Raw genomic sequence first — 14237 nt, forward strand, 5'->3', positions numbered from 1 at the left:
ATATAAAACATGGGGTTATTGCGATGACAGGGCGATGGCCCTGCTGAGGGGACGACTCAGGCGCTGCGGCGGAAGGGCAGTATGCAGGGGGCGTTTACCGGTTCGGCCGTCGCAGCCTGGGCCTCCACGGCGGGCGGCTCGATGGACAGGATCTCCATGCCGCAGTCGCTGAAAGCCAGTGCCTCGCTGGTGTAGATCTCCTCCATGCCGGCCAACATGTCGCGCAGGGTCAGTTCCAGTTCCAGGTTCCGGGGATCGGTATGGTAGCGGGGGGAGACGGAGACTTTCATCGCGGCCGGTTTCCATTGTCTGCGGGACTTGTCCCTCAGATCGGCCCGAGCGGGCGGAACTTGAATGTTTCAAGAGCGCCACGGAATACACGGAAAGCACGGAACAATGATATTTCGATGATGGCAACCCGTAGGTCGGGTTAGCCCGCAGGGCGTAACCCGACACTGGCGCCGTACCTGTCGGGTTACGCTGCGCTAACCCGACCTACGGATTGCTCAGCCTTGATTCAATCATGTCCGTGCTTTCCGTGTATTCCGTGGCGCTCTTAAGCTCTTATGCCCCCGGCCTCAGCCCATTTCAGGGGTCAGATGCGGCCGGAGCTTCTTGACGATGGCGGCGAAGACCTTGGGGTTGCCCGCGACCACATTGCCGCTCTGCATGAACCGGTGCCCGCCGGTGAAGTCGCCGACGATGCCGCCGGCCTCCTGGATCAGCAGCACGCCGGCGGCCATGTCCCAGGGATTGAGCTTGAGTTCCCAGAAACCGTCCAGGCGGCCGGCGGCGACATAGGCCAGGTCCAGCGCGGCCGAGCCCGGTCGGCGGATGCCGGAGGTCTCCAGCAGCAGGTCGCGGAACATCCCCAGATAGGCCTCCAGATGTTCGTGGGTCTTGAACGGAAAGCCGGTGCCGAGCAGGGCGCCTTCCAGGCCCTTGCGCTGGGCCACGCGCAGGCGGCGGTTGTTGAGCTGGGCACCGCTGCCGCGGCTGGCGGTGAACAGCTCCTGACGCAGGGGGTCGTAGACCACGCCCTGTTCCAGCCGGCCCTTGTGGCTCAGGGCAATGGAGACCGCAAACTGGGGAAAGCCGTGCAGGAAGTTGGTGGTGCCGTCCAGCGGGTCGATGATCCACTGGTATTCGTCATTGCTGCCGGCCTGGGTTCCGGACTCCTCGGCCAGGATGCCGTGGTCGGGATAGGCCTTGCGCAGGATGCGGATGATGGCGTCCTCGGCCCGGCGGTCGACCTCGGAGACGTAGTCGTTGCGCTCCTTGCTGGCGACGTTGAGCTCATCCAGGCGGTCGACGTAGCGAACAATAATATCGCCGGCGGCGCGCGCTGCGCGCGTCGCGATGTTGAGCATGGGATGCATAACTGCCGGGCCTGTTGCGTGCGGTTTCGATGTGGCGGCACAGGATACCAGATTTTTACCGCAACTGCCCGAGCGCCTCGCCCATGCGCAGGTGCCGGCCGGGGCGGAGGTCGGCGGTCCAGTCGATCCGTCCCGGGGGAGACAGGAGGATGACGGTCGAGCCCATGTTGAAGCGGCCCATCTCGGCCCCGCGCGCCAGTTCCACCGGCGGGTTGTCCGGGGCCGGCTTGGTACGGATGCGGTGGCCGTGCGGCGGTGTGACCACGCCGGCCCAGACGGTCTCGATGCAGGCCACGAACAGGGCGCCGACCAGGATCATGGCCAGCGGACCGGCCGGGGTGTCGAACAGGCACACCAGACGCTCGTTGCGGGCGAACAGGCGCGGGACGCTGCGCACCGTGTAGGGGGCGACACTGAACAGGCGACCCGGGACGTAGATCGTCCTCAGCAGACGCCCCTCGAGTGGCATGTGGATGCGGTGATAGTCGCGCGGTGACAGATACAGGGTGGCGAAGTCGCCATCGGCGAAGGTCCGGGCCAGTTCGATGTCGCCGCCCAGCAGGGTCTCCAGGGTGAAGCGACGGCCCTTGGCCTGGAGCAGCCGGTTGACCTCGATGCGCCCGGCCTGGCTGACGGTGCCGTCGACCGGGGAGATCAGGGTGGCGTCGTCGCCCGCCAGCGGCCGGGCGTCGGGACGCAGGGCGCGGGTGAAGAAGGCGTTGAAGCTGGGATAGGCGTACGGGTCGGGCTGGACCGCGTCCCGGATGTCGATGCGGAAGTGATGCCGCATGCGGTTGATGATCAGGTTCTTCACCCAGGGCGTGCGCACCCGGGTCAGGCGTAGCATCAGCCGTGACAGCGCGTGGTGCGGCAGCAGGTACTGGGGCAGGGCGCGCAGATGGTCCCAGGCGCCGGCCTGACGGTCGATGTCCCTGGCCATCAGTCGTGATGATGGTGCGTGTGGTCGGCGTCCCGGCCGCCCGGCAGGCGGACCGTGGCACGGACATTCAGGACCTGGCCCGCCGCATCGTGCAGACTCAACTCCACCGGGTCACCGGGCTGCAGCGGGGCGAGCGGATCGAACAGCATCAGGTGGTAGCCCCCCGGGGTCAGTTCCAGCCGGCCGCCGGCCGGTACCCGCAGCGCCTCCTGCGGGATCATGCGTGCCATGCCATCCTCGATCCGGCTCAGGTGCAGTTCCACCCGCGCGAAGGCCGGGCTGGTGACGCGCACGATCTCGCGCTCGCGGGCGCCGCTGTTGTACAGGGTCATGTAGCCGGCCATGACCCGTGCCGTGGGCGGCCCGGCGCGAACCCACGGATCCTCCACCCGCAGTTGATCGGCCTGGACGGCGGCGACAGGGGCCAGCAGGCACAGCAGAACCAGGGAGTGCAGCAGCGACTTCATGAACTTTCCTTGAAATAACGGGCCAACTCGCGGTAGTCCGCAGCCATGGTGTCGGGGTTGTGCGGCGATGTGAAAATCGCCTCCAGCCGACCGTCGGGATTGAGCAGCAGGATCGAGGCCGTGTGATCGACCAGATAATTGTCCGGATTGTCGGGGTTGGGCACCTTCACCGCCAGGCTGCTGAGTTGGCTGCTGAGCTGGTCAAGCTGGTCCTGCGGGCCGGTCACCCCGATGAAGTCGGGATTGAAGTAGGGCACGAAGCGGGCCAGCTGTGCCGGCGTGTCGCGCTCGGGGTCGGCGGTCACGAACACCACCTGCGGCGGTTCCACGGCCGGTTCGGCGGCCGCCACCGCTTCCAGTGTGCGTTTCAGGTCCAGCATGGCGGTGGGGCAGACATCCGGGCAGTGGGTATAGCCGAAGAAGACGAAACTCCACTGGCCCTGGAAGCGTGCCAGGGTAAAGGGCCGTTCATGATGATCGATCAGCGCAAAGTCCGCGATCGGCCGCGGCTGCGGCAGGCGGGTGACCTGGTCGCTGAGCCGGGGCGGGGCGGGCGGCGCGAACTGCTGCCAGCCCAGGTACAGGCCGCCGGCCAGCACGGCCAGGAGCAGCAACAGGAACAGCGGGCGGTGGTGCAGTGCAGGATTGGAGTCGGACATGGCAGGAATTATCCCACAGCGGCCCCAAAAGGGAACAGGCGCAGTGAGAAATGCCGTTCGCCATGGGGTATCATCGCGGCCTGATCGAGACACCGGGAGGTCCGGCATGGACAACGCCGAATCCATTATCACCACCCTCACCCGGGTGCGTGACTACATCCGCTGGGCTGCCAGCCGCTTCGAGGAGCACGAGTTGTGCTTCGGCCACGGGACCGACAACGCCCTGGACGAGGCCGCCTACCTGGTGCTCAACGCCCTGCGGCTGCCGCCTGACCTGCCGCCGGCCTACCTGGATGCGGTGCTGGCGGAGGATGAGCGCCACCGGGTCCTGGAGCTGCTGCGCAAGCGTTACCTCGAACGCATCCCGGTGCCCTACCTGGTGGAGCAGGCCTGGTTCGCCGGCCTGTCCTTCCACGTCGACGAACGGGTACTGATTCCGCGCTCACCCATCGCCGAGTTGATCGAGACCGGTTTCGAGCCCTGGATTCCGGCCGAGTCGGTCGAACGGGTCCTGGACCTGTGCACCGGCAGCGGCTGCATTGCCATCGCCAGCGCCCATTACCTCGAGGATGCCCGGGTCGATGCCGCCGACCTGTCGGCCGAGGCACTCGAGGTCGCGCGCATCAACGTCGAACGCCATCACCTGCAGGACCGCGTGCGGGTGATCCAGTCCGACCTCTTCGCCGCCCTGGAGGGCGAGGTCTACGATGTCATCGTCAGCAACCCCCCCTATGTGGATGCCGAGGAGATGGCCGGCCTGCCGCTGGAATACCGCCACGAGCCGGCCCTGGGCCTGAGCGGCGGCGAGACCGGTCTGGACCTGGTGCTGCGGATCCTGCGCGAGGCGCGCCGGCACCTGACCGACCAGGGCATCCTGATCGTCGAGGTCGGCAACAGCGAACCGGCGCTGATCGAGATCCTGCCGCAGGTCCCCTTCACCTGGCTGGAATTCGAACGCGGCGGCCAGGGCGTGTTCCTGCTCGACGCCGCCCAGTTGCAGGCGCACCAGGCCGACTTCGACGCGCTGGTTTCCTGAGGTTCGGTGGTGGGAACGCAGAGGACGCAAAGGCGCAGAGACGCCAAGGTTATTAAAGTAACTCCGATCAATTCGTCATTGCGAGGCGCACAGCGCCGTGGCAATCTCCAACCGCCTGATTCATCGGTACGAGATTGCAGCGCTGCGCTCGCAATGACATGAAAAAGCCGGATGGGTGTGTGTTTTTCATGATTATTCAGTCTTTGCGCCTCCGCGCCTTTGCGCCCTCTGCGTTCTTGCCACCTACGTCAGGCGCCCGCATTTGATCAAGGTCATCCCACACCGCAACCGGGATCGTCTACACTTGCCGCCATGGAACAGACACTCGAATTCGACTCCGAACTGATCCGCCGCTACGACACCAGCGGGCCGCGCTATACCTCCTACCCGACGGCGGTGCAGTTCACCGAGGCCTTTACCGAGGCCGATTTCAAACGCTGGGCGGTGGCGACCAATGCCGAGCGGCCGAAGCCGCCGTTGTCGCTGTATTTCCACATCCCCTTCTGCGACACGGTCTGCTTCTACTGCGCCTGCAACAAGATCATCACCAAGAACCGCAAACACGCGGTGCCCTATCTGGAGCACCTGTTCCGGGAAATCGCCCTGCAGGGGGCGCTGTTCGATGCTGATCGCCCGGTGCAGCAGCTGCACTGGGGCGGGGGTACGCCCACTTTCATCAGCCATGAGCAGATGCGCGACCTGATGCGCGCCACCGGCGAGCACTTCCGGCTGCTGGACGACGACAGCGGCGAGTACTCCATCGAGATCGATCCGCGCGAGGCCGACGCCGAGACCATCGGCGTGCTGCGCGAGCTGGGTTTCAATCGCATCAGCCTGGGGGTGCAGGACTTCGATCCGACGGTGCAGAAGGCGGTCAACCGCATCCAGAGCGAGGCCGAGACCCGCGCCGTGCTGGAGGCCGCGCGCGCCGAGGGCTTCCGCTCCACCAGCGTGGACCTGATCTACGGCCTGCCGCACCAGAGCGTGGCGAGCTTCGCCGCCACCCTGGACAAGGTCATCGACATGGACCCGGCGCGGCTGTCGGTGTTCAACTACGCCCACCTGCCGGAGATGTTCAAGACCCAGCGCCAGATCAATGCCGGGGATCTGCCCTCGTCCGAGGAGAAGCTCGCCATCCTGGGTCACACCATCGAGCGGCTGGGGCAGGCGGGGTATGTCTTCATCGGCATGGATCATTTCGCCAAACCGGATGACGAGCTGGCCGTGGCCCAGCGCAACGGTACCCTCTACCGCAACTTCCAGGGCTATTCCACCCATGCCGAGTGCGACCTGGTGGCCATGGGGGCGACCTCCATCAGCATGATCGGCGACAGCTACAGCCAGAACCTGAAGGACCTGGAGGCGTACGCCGCGCGCATCGACGCCGGTCACCTGCCGGTGTTCCGCGGGGTGGAGCTGGACGCCGACGACAAGCTGCGTCGGGCCGTGATCACCCAACTGATCTGCCACTTCGAACTGGAGTTCGCCGCGGTGGAACGCGACCACGGCATCGATTTCCGCGACTACTTCGCGGCGGAGCTGGAAGGCATGGGGGATTTTGTCCGCGACGGCCTGATCGAACTGGATGCGGCCGCTATCCGGGTCCTGCCGCGCGGCCGCCTGCTCATCCGCAACATCTGCATGCAGTTCGACCGCTACCTGCGCGAAAGCCGCGGCGGGCGCTATTCCAAAGTGATCTGAACCATCCCGTCTCGATGGGTTGCGCTACGCTCCACCCATCCTACGGGTGGCATCTGCGTAGGATGGGTGGAGGCGCTTGCGCCGCAACCCATCACATGGACGGGTTGCGATGCGCTCCACCCATCCTACGGTGCTGCCCCGACCTGCAGGTTCAGTCCGCCAGCCGGTACACCACCCCCGCCGGTGACATCACCTCGCCACGGCTCAGCTGGTCCAGCGGGTAGCCGTCATCGACATAGCGGGCGAGCCGGTCGAATACAAAGCGGCCTTCCGGCGCATCGATCAATGCAAAGATGGGCTCGCCCATGTAACTGCCGATACGCTCGCCGTAGTGCGCATGCTTGTAGGTCACTGTGTGCCTCCCTCGAATCGGTGGGTCATCTTGTTTTTGTTGCATATGGGCTATCGACCCGGTTGCGGGTGGCTTTAGAGTAAACCCCCTTGATGGCCACGAATCCCACGAACAGGAACTGACTGTAAATGCCCAGTGCTTGAGTCGCAGGGGAGTTGCCCGGGCATTTCCCCGTCACATTTTTCGTGGATTTCGTGGGTTTCGTGGCCGGAATGGATTGCCTGCTCATTCAAAACCCGAGACGCCGCCCGCACTTGCCGTTACAATAACCGCCATGTCCGGAAACAGCATTGGCAAACTCTTCACCGTCACCAGCTTCGGCGAGAGCCATGGGCCCGCGCTGGGCGCCATCGTGGACGGCTGTCCGCCCGGGCTGGAACTGTCCGAGGCCGACCTGCAGCATGATCTGGACCGGCGCAAGCCCGGTACCTCGCGCCACACCACCCAGCGTCGCGAGGCCGATGCGGTGCGCATCCTCTCCGGGGTGTTCGAGGGCAGGACCACGGGCACGCCCATCGGCCTGCTGATCGAGAACACCGATCAGCGGTCCAAGGACTACTCCGGCATCATGGACCGGTTCCGTCCGGGGCATGCCGACTACACCTACCAGCAGAAGTACGGCATCCGCGACTACCGCGGCGGCGGCCGTTCCTCTGCCCGCGAGACCGCCATGCGGGTGGCGGCCGGCGGCATCGCCAAGCGCTACCTGCGCAGCCGCTACGGCATCGAGATCCGCGGCCATCTCAGTCAGCTGGGCGAGAATGTTCCGCGCGCCTTCGACTGGAACGCTGTCGAGACCAATCCCTTCTTCTGGCCCGATGCGGACATGGTGCCGGAGTTGGAGGCCTACATGGATGCCCTGCGCAAGTCAGGGGATTCAGTGGGGGCCAAGGTCACGGTGGTGGCCGCCAACGTCCCGCCCGGCCTGGGCGAACCGGTGTTCGACCGGCTGGACGCCGATATCGCCCATGCCCTGATGAGCATCAATGCCGTCAAGGGCGTGGAGATCGGCGCGGGCTTCGCCAGCGTGGCGCAGAAGGGCACCGAACATCGCGACGAGATCACCCCCGAGGGGTTTCTCAGCAACCACGCCGGCGGCGTGCTGGGCGGGATTTCCTCCGGCCAGGACATCGTCGCCAGCATTGCATTGAAGCCCACTTCCAGTCTGCGTCTGCCGGGCCGGTCAGTGAATGTGCACGGCGAGCCGATCGAGGTGGTGACCACCGGCCGTCACGATCCCTGCGTGGGTATCCGCGCCACCCCGATTGCCGAGGCCATGCTGGCGATCGTGCTCATGGATCACGCCCTGCGCCACCGGGCCCAGAATGCCGACGTGACCTCGGAGACGCCGCGCATTCCGGCCGGTCGGAGCGAGTGAGACCGCCGCGGGCGCGTTGATGGATCCCCAGTCCCTGCAGCGCATCCTCTACGTGGAGGACGAGCCCGACATCCAGGCCGTGGCCCGGCTGGCGCTGGAGCAGGTCGGCGGTTTCCAGGTCGAAGTGTGCAGCAGTGGAGACGAGGCGCTGGCGCGTGCTGCGGCCTGGGGGCCGGACCTGATCCTGCTCGACGTGATGCTGCCCGGCATGGACGGTCCGGAAACCCTGCGCCGGCTGCGCGAGCAGCCCGACACCCGCGATATCCCGGTGGCGTTCATGACCGCGCGGGTACAGGCGCGGGAACTGGAGCACTACCGCAGCCTGGGCGCGATCGGTCTGCTGCCCAAGCCTTTCGACCCCATGACCCTGGCCGACCAGCTCCGCACACTCTGGATCGAGGCCTGATTTCCGGCCCCCTGCGACGGGGGGTGTTTTGGGTATAATGCCCGTCCATGCCCGTCAGCCCACCACAGGACCGCAGTCGCCAGTGACGCCACGGACCGGACACTACTGGCAGCTCTCCAGCTTCTACCTGTTCTACTTCGCCTCGCTGGGCGCGCTGGTGCCCTACTGGGGGCTGTATCTGAAGTCGCTCGGCTTCAGCGCCACCGAGATCGGTGAACTGATGGCCATCCTCATGGCCACCAAGCTGATCGCACCCAACATCTGGGGCTGGATCGCCGACCACACCGGCCGGCGCATGGGCATCATCCGCACGGCCTCGCTTGTGTCCATCGTCTGCTTTGCCGGCATATTTCTGGGGTCGTCCTTCCAGTGGCTGGCGCTGGTGATGATCGCCTTCAGCTTCTTCTGGAACGCCTCGCTGCCGCAGTTCGAGGCGGTGACCCTGTCACACCTGGGGGCGGCCTCCCACCGTTACAGCATGATCCGGTTGTGGGGGTCGGTCGGCTTCATCCTGAGCGTGGTCCTGCTCGGCCGGCTGCTCGACAGCCAGGGGATCGGGATCATGCCGCTGGTGGTGATGGGGCTGTTCGTGGCGATCTGGCTGTCCAGCCTGGTCACGCGCGACGCCAGCGGTCGAACCCATGCCGATGAATCCACCAGCCTGCGGCGGATTCTCAAGCGCGGTGACGTACTCGCCCTGCTGGTGATCTGCTTTCTCATGCAGGCCAGCCACGGGCCCTATTACACCTTCTTCACCCTCTACCTGGAGGACTACGGCTACAGCCGCAGCGTAATCGGCCAGCTGTGGGCGCTGGGGGTGATCGCCGAGATCGGGGTGTTCCTGATGATTCATCGCTGGCTGCCGCGCATCGGTGCCTGGCGGCTGCTGTTCGTCGGCCTGCAGTTGACCACACTGCGCTGGCTCCTGATCGCCTTCTTCCCCGAGCGACTCGGCATCATCCTGTTCGCCCAGACCCTGCATGCGGCCAGCTTCGGCCTCTACCATGCCGTGGCGATCCATCTGATTCACCAGTACTTCACCGGCCGCAGTCAGGGTCGCGGCCAGGCCCTGTACAGCAGTCTCAGCTTCGGTGCCGGCGGGGCGGTGGGGAGCCTGGCCGCAGGCTATCTGTGGGACGGGGTCAGCGCCCAGTCCACCTATATCGCCGCCGCCGGCATGAGCCTGCTGGCGGTGCTGATCAGCTATGCCGTACTGCGCACCACCTGGCGCGAGGCGGACATCACCTGAGCGACTGGAGTCAGCAGCGGATACTCATGGGTAAAAATGACCGTGTCATTGCGAGCGTAGCGAAGCAATCTCGTTCGGAAGCAGTAAACCGACGGAGATTATTCGCTGCGCTCACCCCTTCGGGGCCGCCCTACGGGCGTTCTTCGCTCGCAAGCTCGCTTGTGCCGCGGCGCTGCGCGCCTCGCAACGACGAAAAATATACTCTCGTTTAAGACTCGTCACGCGATCGTGACTTCATCCGACAGATACACGTCCTGGATGGCGTTGAGCAGCTTCACCCCCTCGGCCACCGGTTTCTGAAAGGCCTTGCGCCCGGAGATCAGGCCCATGCCGCCGGCCCGCTTGTTGATCACGGCGGTACGCACGGCCTGGTGCAGATCGTCCTTGCCGGAGGGGCCGCCGGAGTTGATCATGCCCACCCGGCCCATGTAGCAGTTGGCTACCTGGTAGCGCACCAGGTCGATGGGGTGTTCGCTGGTCAGTTCGTCATAGACCTTCGGGTGGGTCTTGCCGAAGTCCAGCGCCGTGTAGCCGCCGTTGCCCAGGGCCTGCTTCTGCTTGATGATGTCGGCCTCGATGGTCGCCGCCAAGTGATTGGCCTGGCCGGTGAGGTCGGCCGCGGTGTGGTAGTCGGTACCCTCGTGCTTGAAGGCGCTGTTGCGCAGGTAGGCCCAGAGCACGCACACCAGGCCCAGTTCGTGGGCATGGGCGAAGGCTTCGCTCACCTCCAGGATCTGGCGCCGGGATTCCTCCGAACCGAAGTACACCGTGGCGCCCACCGCCACCGCGCCCAGTTCGAAGGCCTGGTCGACCTGGGCGAACAGGGTCTGATCGTACTGATTCGGATAGCTGAGCAGTTCGTTGTGGTTGAGCTTCACGATGAAGGGGATTTTGTGGGCGTATTTCCTGGCCACCGCGCCCAGCACACCGAGCGTGGAGGCCACACCGTTGCAGCCGCCCTCGATGGCCAGTTCGACGATGTGCTCCGGGTCGAAGAAGTCCGGGTTGGGGGCAAATGAGGCGCCGGCCGAGTGCTCCACGCCCTGGTCCACCGGCAGCAGCGACAGGTAGCCGGTGCCGCCCAGGCGACCCTGATTGAACAGGCTCTGCAGGTTGCGCAGCACGCGCGGGTTGCGGTCGCTGAGGCTGACGATGCGGTCGACAAAATCCGGTCCCGGGACATGCAGCCGCTCGCGCGGGATGCCGGTGCAGCGGTAGGCAAGCAGGGATTCGGCCTCTTCGGCCAGGATGTCCTGGATATTCGTGCTCATCTCGATCCTCCTTGTCGGCGCGTGCAGTCACAGTACTGTGGCATGCCCTGGCGCCGGTTGTCGCTGACGTGGATCAATCACGGCGGCCGCACGGATTTCAGGACGACGGCCGCCCGGTGTCTGCCCGCAGCGGACTGACCAGCCGATGCAGATCCTCCAGGGGTACCGGTCGGGAGAAATGATACCCCTGGGCGTAGTCGATCCCGATCTCCTGCAGCCGTTTCAGAATATCGGCGTTTTCCACGAATTCGGCGATGGTCTGCTGACCGAGCAGGTGACCGATATCGTTGATGGAGCGGACCATGGCGTAATCGATCGGGTCCGAGGCGATGTTCTGAATGAAGATGCCATCGATCTTCAGGAAATCCACCGGCAGGGTCTTGAGATAGCCGAAGGAGGACATGCCGGTGCCGAAGTCATCCAGTGCGAAACGGCAGCCGATCGCCTGCATGCGCGCCATGAATTCCTGGGCGACGATGAGATTGCCGATGGCGGTGGTCTCGGTGATCTCGAAGCAGAGCTTGCTGCCGTCCATGCCGCACTCGCCGAACAGCTGGAGCACGAAATCGGCGAAGCCGCTGTCATTGAGGGTTTCGCCCGACAGGTTGACCGATACCACTCCGACCTGCCCCAGGATTTCGGGATGGCGGGCGAACCAGTGACAGGTGCGGGAGACCACCCAGCGGTCCACCGTGGGCATCAGGTTGTAACGTTCGGCGGCGGGGATGAAGGCCGAGGGCGGGATCAACCGCCCGGTTTCGTCCTGCAGTCGTACCAGTATTTCCAGATGCTGCCCGGCGTCCCGGGCGTTGATCGGCTCGATGGTCTGGAAATACAGTGCCAGGCGGTCCTCGGCAATGGCCTGGTTGATGCGGCTGATCCAGTTCACCTCGCCGTAGTGTTGGTTGAGCAGGGAATCGTTTTCGTCATAGCGGTAGATACGGTTGCGGCCGTTGTGCTTGGCGGCATAGCAGGCTGCGTCGGCCAGGCTCAGCAGCTTCTGCTGATTCAGGTTGTCGGCTGTGATGGGCGCCAGTCCGATACTCGTTGTGATATTGAAACGCTGGTTGTCCCAGATGAATATGAAGCTTTCGATGGCGCGGCGGATTTTTTCGGCGATGGGCTCGGCTTCCGCCAGGCTGCAGTCGGCGAGGATGATGGTGAACTCGTCCCCGCCGAGCCGGGCCAGGATGTCGTGGCGGCGGATTTCCCCGGAGAGAATGTGGCCCACGCGGCGCAGCAGTTCATCGCCGGCGGTATGGCCGCAGGTGTCGTTGACCAGCTTGAACTGATCCAGATCCAGGAACAGCAGGGCGTGTTCCTTGTGGTCCAGTTTGGCGCTGTTGATGAACTCCTGCAGCTGGCGGTTGAACTCGACCCGGTTGCGCAGTCCGGTCAGGTCGTCATGGCTTGCCTTGTACAGCAGTTCCTGCTGCAGGATCTGCTCACGGGTGACGTCGTGGGCGACGATGATCAGACCGTTGATGTTCCCCGCAGCGTCGCGGATCGGGGCGGCGGACTGTTCGATGAAGATGCGCTCGCCCTGGCGGTTGACGATCGGCTGCTCGCTGCGGGGCATGACGGCACCGCCCTTCAGACACTGGGCCTCGAGCAGTTCCCATAGCTGTCTCTGGTCCTGTTCGCCATGATAGATCTCGCCGATATGCTGACCCTGGACTTGGTCCTGATGCCAGCCCAGCAGGGCCTCGCCGGCCGGGTTGAGATACTCCACCCGGCCGGCGTTGTCGGTGGTGATTACGGCATCGCCGATGGAATGAAGCATGGTCTCCAGATGGGTTTTCTGCCGGTCCAGTTGCTCGAGGGCATCCCGCAGCCGGTCATAACTGTTCCTGAGGTCGGACTGCATGTCCTGGAAGGTCGAGGCCAGTTCGCCGATCTCATTCTTCTGGGTGGTGATGCTGGCGGGTATCGGCTTCAGGTCGTTCAGCGAACTGGAAGCGATGGTCCGGGTCAGGACGTGGATCGGATCGGTGGTGCGTCGGGCGATGGCATACAGTGCCAGACCGAACAGCAGCAGCGCGACCAGCAGCGGTGCCAGCAGGTTGCTGGCGAGATTGGGCAGCAGTGCCAGGCCGTGACTCTGGTAATAGGCGACATGGGCCGTTCCGAGAAAGCCTGCACCGAGTTCGATCGGCTGGACGATCTCGGTGACGGAACGTTCGTCGTAGCGGGTCTCGATCTGCTGCATTGCGGCCGGCCGCTGCAGCGTGATGCGTTTGCCGACGAAACTGAAATTGGTATGCGCCAGGATCAGGCCGCCGTCATTGGCGATATAGGCGTAGGCGTAATCGTCGCCCGGAATGGCGGCATGGACCCAGTTCTCCAGCAGGGTGTAGTCGCGGGTCAGGATGGCGTCCATGCTGCCGCTGGCCAGGGTGCGGGCGTGCGAGGCGGCCTGCAGTGCCCGGAAGGATTCGATGGTGCGGTTGGATTCCGTGATCACGGCTGCGGTCAGCCCGGCCGCAATCACCAGCAGGAGCAGGGCGATCGGGGTAATGAGCCTGAGAAACAGGTTGTAGCGGTATTTCTGCGTCACGGTGCCGGCGTGTACTGCATCAGGTTGCGGGTCAGCGTTTCGAGCGCCGGGTCGTACTCGATGAAATCCCGTACCTTGATGTCAGCCAGCGGTTGCAGGGCGGCGCGCCCTGACTCGGTCTGGGAGAGTTTCAGCAGCGCGCGGCGCCAGGCCTCGATGGGTTCCGGCCCGAGCCGGGTGGAAGCCGCGACCAGCGGCTCCGGGAAGGGGCGGGTGCTGTCGATGATGCTCAGTTCCTTGAAATTGAGTTTGTGCTCCAGAATCTTGTAACTGACTGCGCACATGGTGGTGGCGGCGGCATCACCCAGCAGGACCGCATAGACGGATTTCTTGAGATCGCCGGTGAATACCAGATCCAGGTCGGTGTGGATGTCCATCCCGAAATCCCTCAGATAGGCGCGCGGCGCCAGGTAGGCGCCGGCCCCGAGCGGGCTGATCAGCGCCAGTTTGCGCCCGCGCAGATCGTCCACATTGCGGATGCCGCTGTCAGCGCGGACGATGAAGCTGCCCTGGCTGGTGGTCATCCCGTCGAGGTTGCGCATCTGGGCCACGGCAGCGAGCTTGCCCTTGCCCTTGAGCAGGTAGAACAGATAGGAATTGAGATAGACGAAATCGATCTCGTTGTGCCCAAGCAGCTTTTCCACCTGATCGATGCCCTTGGGGAAGACGAGCTCGATCTCCGCATCAAGTTCCTGCGACAGGTGTTGGCGCAGGGGTTCCCAGACCGCATGCAGGCGCGAAGGGGAGGCGGGGTTGACGATGGCCAACTGGTAGCCGGGGGCTGCCGCCGCCGGTCGGCAGGCCAGCATGGCCAGGCCGAGCACAATGAGCAGAAAACGCAT

At 64.7% G+C, this 14237-nt stretch carries 14 protein-coding genes; 5 read left to right on the top strand and 9 right to left on the bottom strand.

What is annotated here, in order from left to right; all coding sequences use genetic code 11:
- Positions 1-56 precede the first annotated feature (56 nt).
- The 5 genes from CFK21_RS07455 to CFK21_RS07475 form a co-directional block, all read right to left on the bottom strand.
- Positions 57-290, bottom strand: a complete 234-nt coding sequence (locus CFK21_RS07455) for a hypothetical protein (RefSeq protein ID WP_096366074.1) — start codon at positions 288-290, stop codon at positions 57-59.
- A gap of 288 nt (positions 291-578) precedes the next feature.
- Positions 579-1379 (bottom strand): inositol-1-monophosphatase, encoded by an 801-nt coding sequence (gene suhB / locus CFK21_RS07460; protein WP_096366075.1) that lies wholly within the window; start codon positions 1377-1379, stop codon positions 579-581.
- Between the two features lie 55 nt (positions 1380-1434).
- Positions 1435-2319, bottom strand: a complete 885-nt coding sequence (gene asd / locus CFK21_RS07465) for an archaetidylserine decarboxylase (protein ID WP_096366076.1) — start codon at positions 2317-2319, stop codon at positions 1435-1437.
- On the bottom strand, positions 2319-2786 hold the full coding sequence (locus CFK21_RS07470; RefSeq protein WP_096366077.1) for a copper chaperone PCu(A)C: 468 nt from the start codon (positions 2784-2786) through the stop codon (positions 2319-2321). The genes asd and CFK21_RS07470 overlap by 1 nt, the downstream gene beginning before the upstream one ends.
- The gene (locus CFK21_RS07475) at positions 2783-3445 is read right to left on the bottom strand and encodes an SCO family protein (RefSeq protein WP_157745498.1); all 663 of its coding nucleotides are present in this window, start codon (positions 3443-3445) and stop codon (positions 2783-2785) included. The genes CFK21_RS07470 and CFK21_RS07475 overlap by 4 nt, the downstream gene beginning before the upstream one ends.
- Before the next feature lie 106 nt (positions 3446-3551).
- Here CFK21_RS07475 and prmB point away from each other — a divergent pair, with 106 nt between their 5' ends.
- Complete coding sequence (gene prmB, locus CFK21_RS07480; protein WP_096366079.1) at positions 3552-4481, top strand: 50S ribosomal protein L3 N(5)-glutamine methyltransferase; 930 nt, start codon at positions 3552-3554, stop codon at positions 4479-4481.
- Positions 4482-4793: 312 nt separating this feature from the next.
- Positions 4794-6182 (top strand): oxygen-independent coproporphyrinogen III oxidase, encoded by a 1389-nt coding sequence (gene hemN, locus CFK21_RS07485; RefSeq protein ID WP_096366080.1) that lies wholly within the window; start codon positions 4794-4796, stop codon positions 6180-6182.
- A 151-nt stretch (positions 6183-6333) separates the two neighbouring features.
- Here the strand turns inward: hemN and CFK21_RS07490 are convergent, their stop codons facing one another.
- Positions 6334-6534 (bottom strand): hypothetical protein, encoded by a 201-nt coding sequence (locus tag CFK21_RS07490; RefSeq protein ID WP_096366081.1) that lies wholly within the window; start codon positions 6532-6534, stop codon positions 6334-6336.
- Between the two features lie 274 nt (positions 6535-6808).
- On the opposite strand from CFK21_RS07490, the gene aroC reads away from it, so the two are divergent.
- From aroC to CFK21_RS07505, 3 genes are all read left to right on the top strand, one after another.
- Entirely contained in the window at positions 6809-7912 is a 1104-nt protein-coding gene (gene aroC / locus CFK21_RS07495; protein ID WP_096366082.1) for a chorismate synthase, read from the top strand.
- Positions 7913-7931: 19 nt separating this feature from the next.
- A complete protein-coding gene (locus CFK21_RS07500; protein ID WP_096366083.1) occupies positions 7932-8318 on the top strand; it encodes a response regulator in 387 nt (128 codons plus the stop codon).
- An 82-nt stretch (positions 8319-8400) separates the two neighbouring features.
- A complete protein-coding gene (locus tag CFK21_RS07505) occupies positions 8401-9567 on the top strand; it encodes an MFS transporter (protein WP_231971473.1) in 1167 nt (388 codons plus the stop codon).
- Positions 9568-9785: 218 nt separating this feature from the next.
- On the opposite strand, the gene CFK21_RS07510 is transcribed toward CFK21_RS07505, so the two are convergent.
- The 3 genes from CFK21_RS07510 to CFK21_RS07520 all read right to left on the bottom strand — a co-directional run bounded on the left by CFK21_RS07510 (position 9786) and on the right by CFK21_RS07520 (position 14237).
- On the bottom strand, positions 9786-10838 hold the full coding sequence (locus CFK21_RS07510) for a class I fructose-bisphosphate aldolase (RefSeq protein ID WP_096366085.1): 1053 nt from the start codon (positions 10836-10838) through the stop codon (positions 9786-9788).
- A 97-nt stretch (positions 10839-10935) separates the two neighbouring features.
- Positions 10936-13395, bottom strand: a complete 2460-nt coding sequence (locus tag CFK21_RS07515; RefSeq protein ID WP_096366086.1) for an EAL domain-containing protein — start codon at positions 13393-13395, stop codon at positions 10936-10938.
- The gene (locus CFK21_RS07520; protein ID WP_157745501.1) at positions 13392-14237 is read right to left on the bottom strand and encodes a phosphate/phosphite/phosphonate ABC transporter substrate-binding protein; all 846 of its coding nucleotides are present in this window, start codon (positions 14235-14237) and stop codon (positions 13392-13394) included. The genes CFK21_RS07515 and CFK21_RS07520 overlap by 4 nt, the downstream gene beginning before the upstream one ends.

Source organism: Thiohalobacter thiocyanaticus, from assembly GCF_002356355.1.
GTDB classification, from domain to species: Bacteria; Pseudomonadota; Gammaproteobacteria; order Thiohalobacterales; family Thiohalobacteraceae; genus Thiohalobacter; species Thiohalobacter thiocyanaticus_A.

Excerpts from the sequence above, each read along its gene's own strand:
- aroC (WP_096366082.1), top strand. The coding sequence starts at position 6,809 with ATGTCCGGAAACAGCATTGGCAAACTCTTCACCGTCACCAGCTTCGGC.
- prmB (WP_096366079.1), top strand. The coding sequence starts at position 3,552 with ATGGACAACGCCGAATCCATTATCACCACCCTCACCCGGGTGCGTGAC.
- hemN (WP_096366080.1), top strand. The coding sequence starts at position 4,794 with ATGGAACAGACACTCGAATTCGACTCCGAACTGATCCGCCGCTACGAC.
- CFK21_RS07510 (WP_096366085.1), bottom strand. The coding sequence starts at position 10,838 with ATGAGCACGAATATCCAGGACATCCTGGCCGAAGAGGCCGAATCCCTG.
- CFK21_RS07475 (WP_157745498.1), bottom strand. The coding sequence starts at position 3,445 with ATGTCCGACTCCAATCCTGCACTGCACCACCGCCCGCTGTTCCTGTTG.
- CFK21_RS07520 (WP_157745501.1), bottom strand. The coding sequence starts at position 14,237 with ATGCGTTTTCTGCTCATTGTGCTCGGCCTGGCCATGCTGGCCTGCCGA.
- suhB (WP_096366075.1), bottom strand. The coding sequence starts at position 1,379 with ATGCATCCCATGCTCAACATCGCGACGCGCGCAGCGCGCGCCGCCGGC.
- CFK21_RS07470 (WP_096366077.1), bottom strand. The coding sequence starts at position 2,786 with ATGAAGTCGCTGCTGCACTCCCTGGTTCTGCTGTGCCTGCTGGCCCCT.
- CFK21_RS07500 (WP_096366083.1), top strand. The coding sequence starts at position 7,932 with ATGGATCCCCAGTCCCTGCAGCGCATCCTCTACGTGGAGGACGAGCCC.
- asd (WP_096366076.1), bottom strand. The coding sequence starts at position 2,319 with ATGGCCAGGGACATCGACCGTCAGGCCGGCGCCTGGGACCATCTGCGC.
- CFK21_RS07455 (WP_096366074.1), bottom strand. The coding sequence starts at position 290 with ATGAAAGTCTCCGTCTCCCCCCGCTACCATACCGATCCCCGGAACCTG.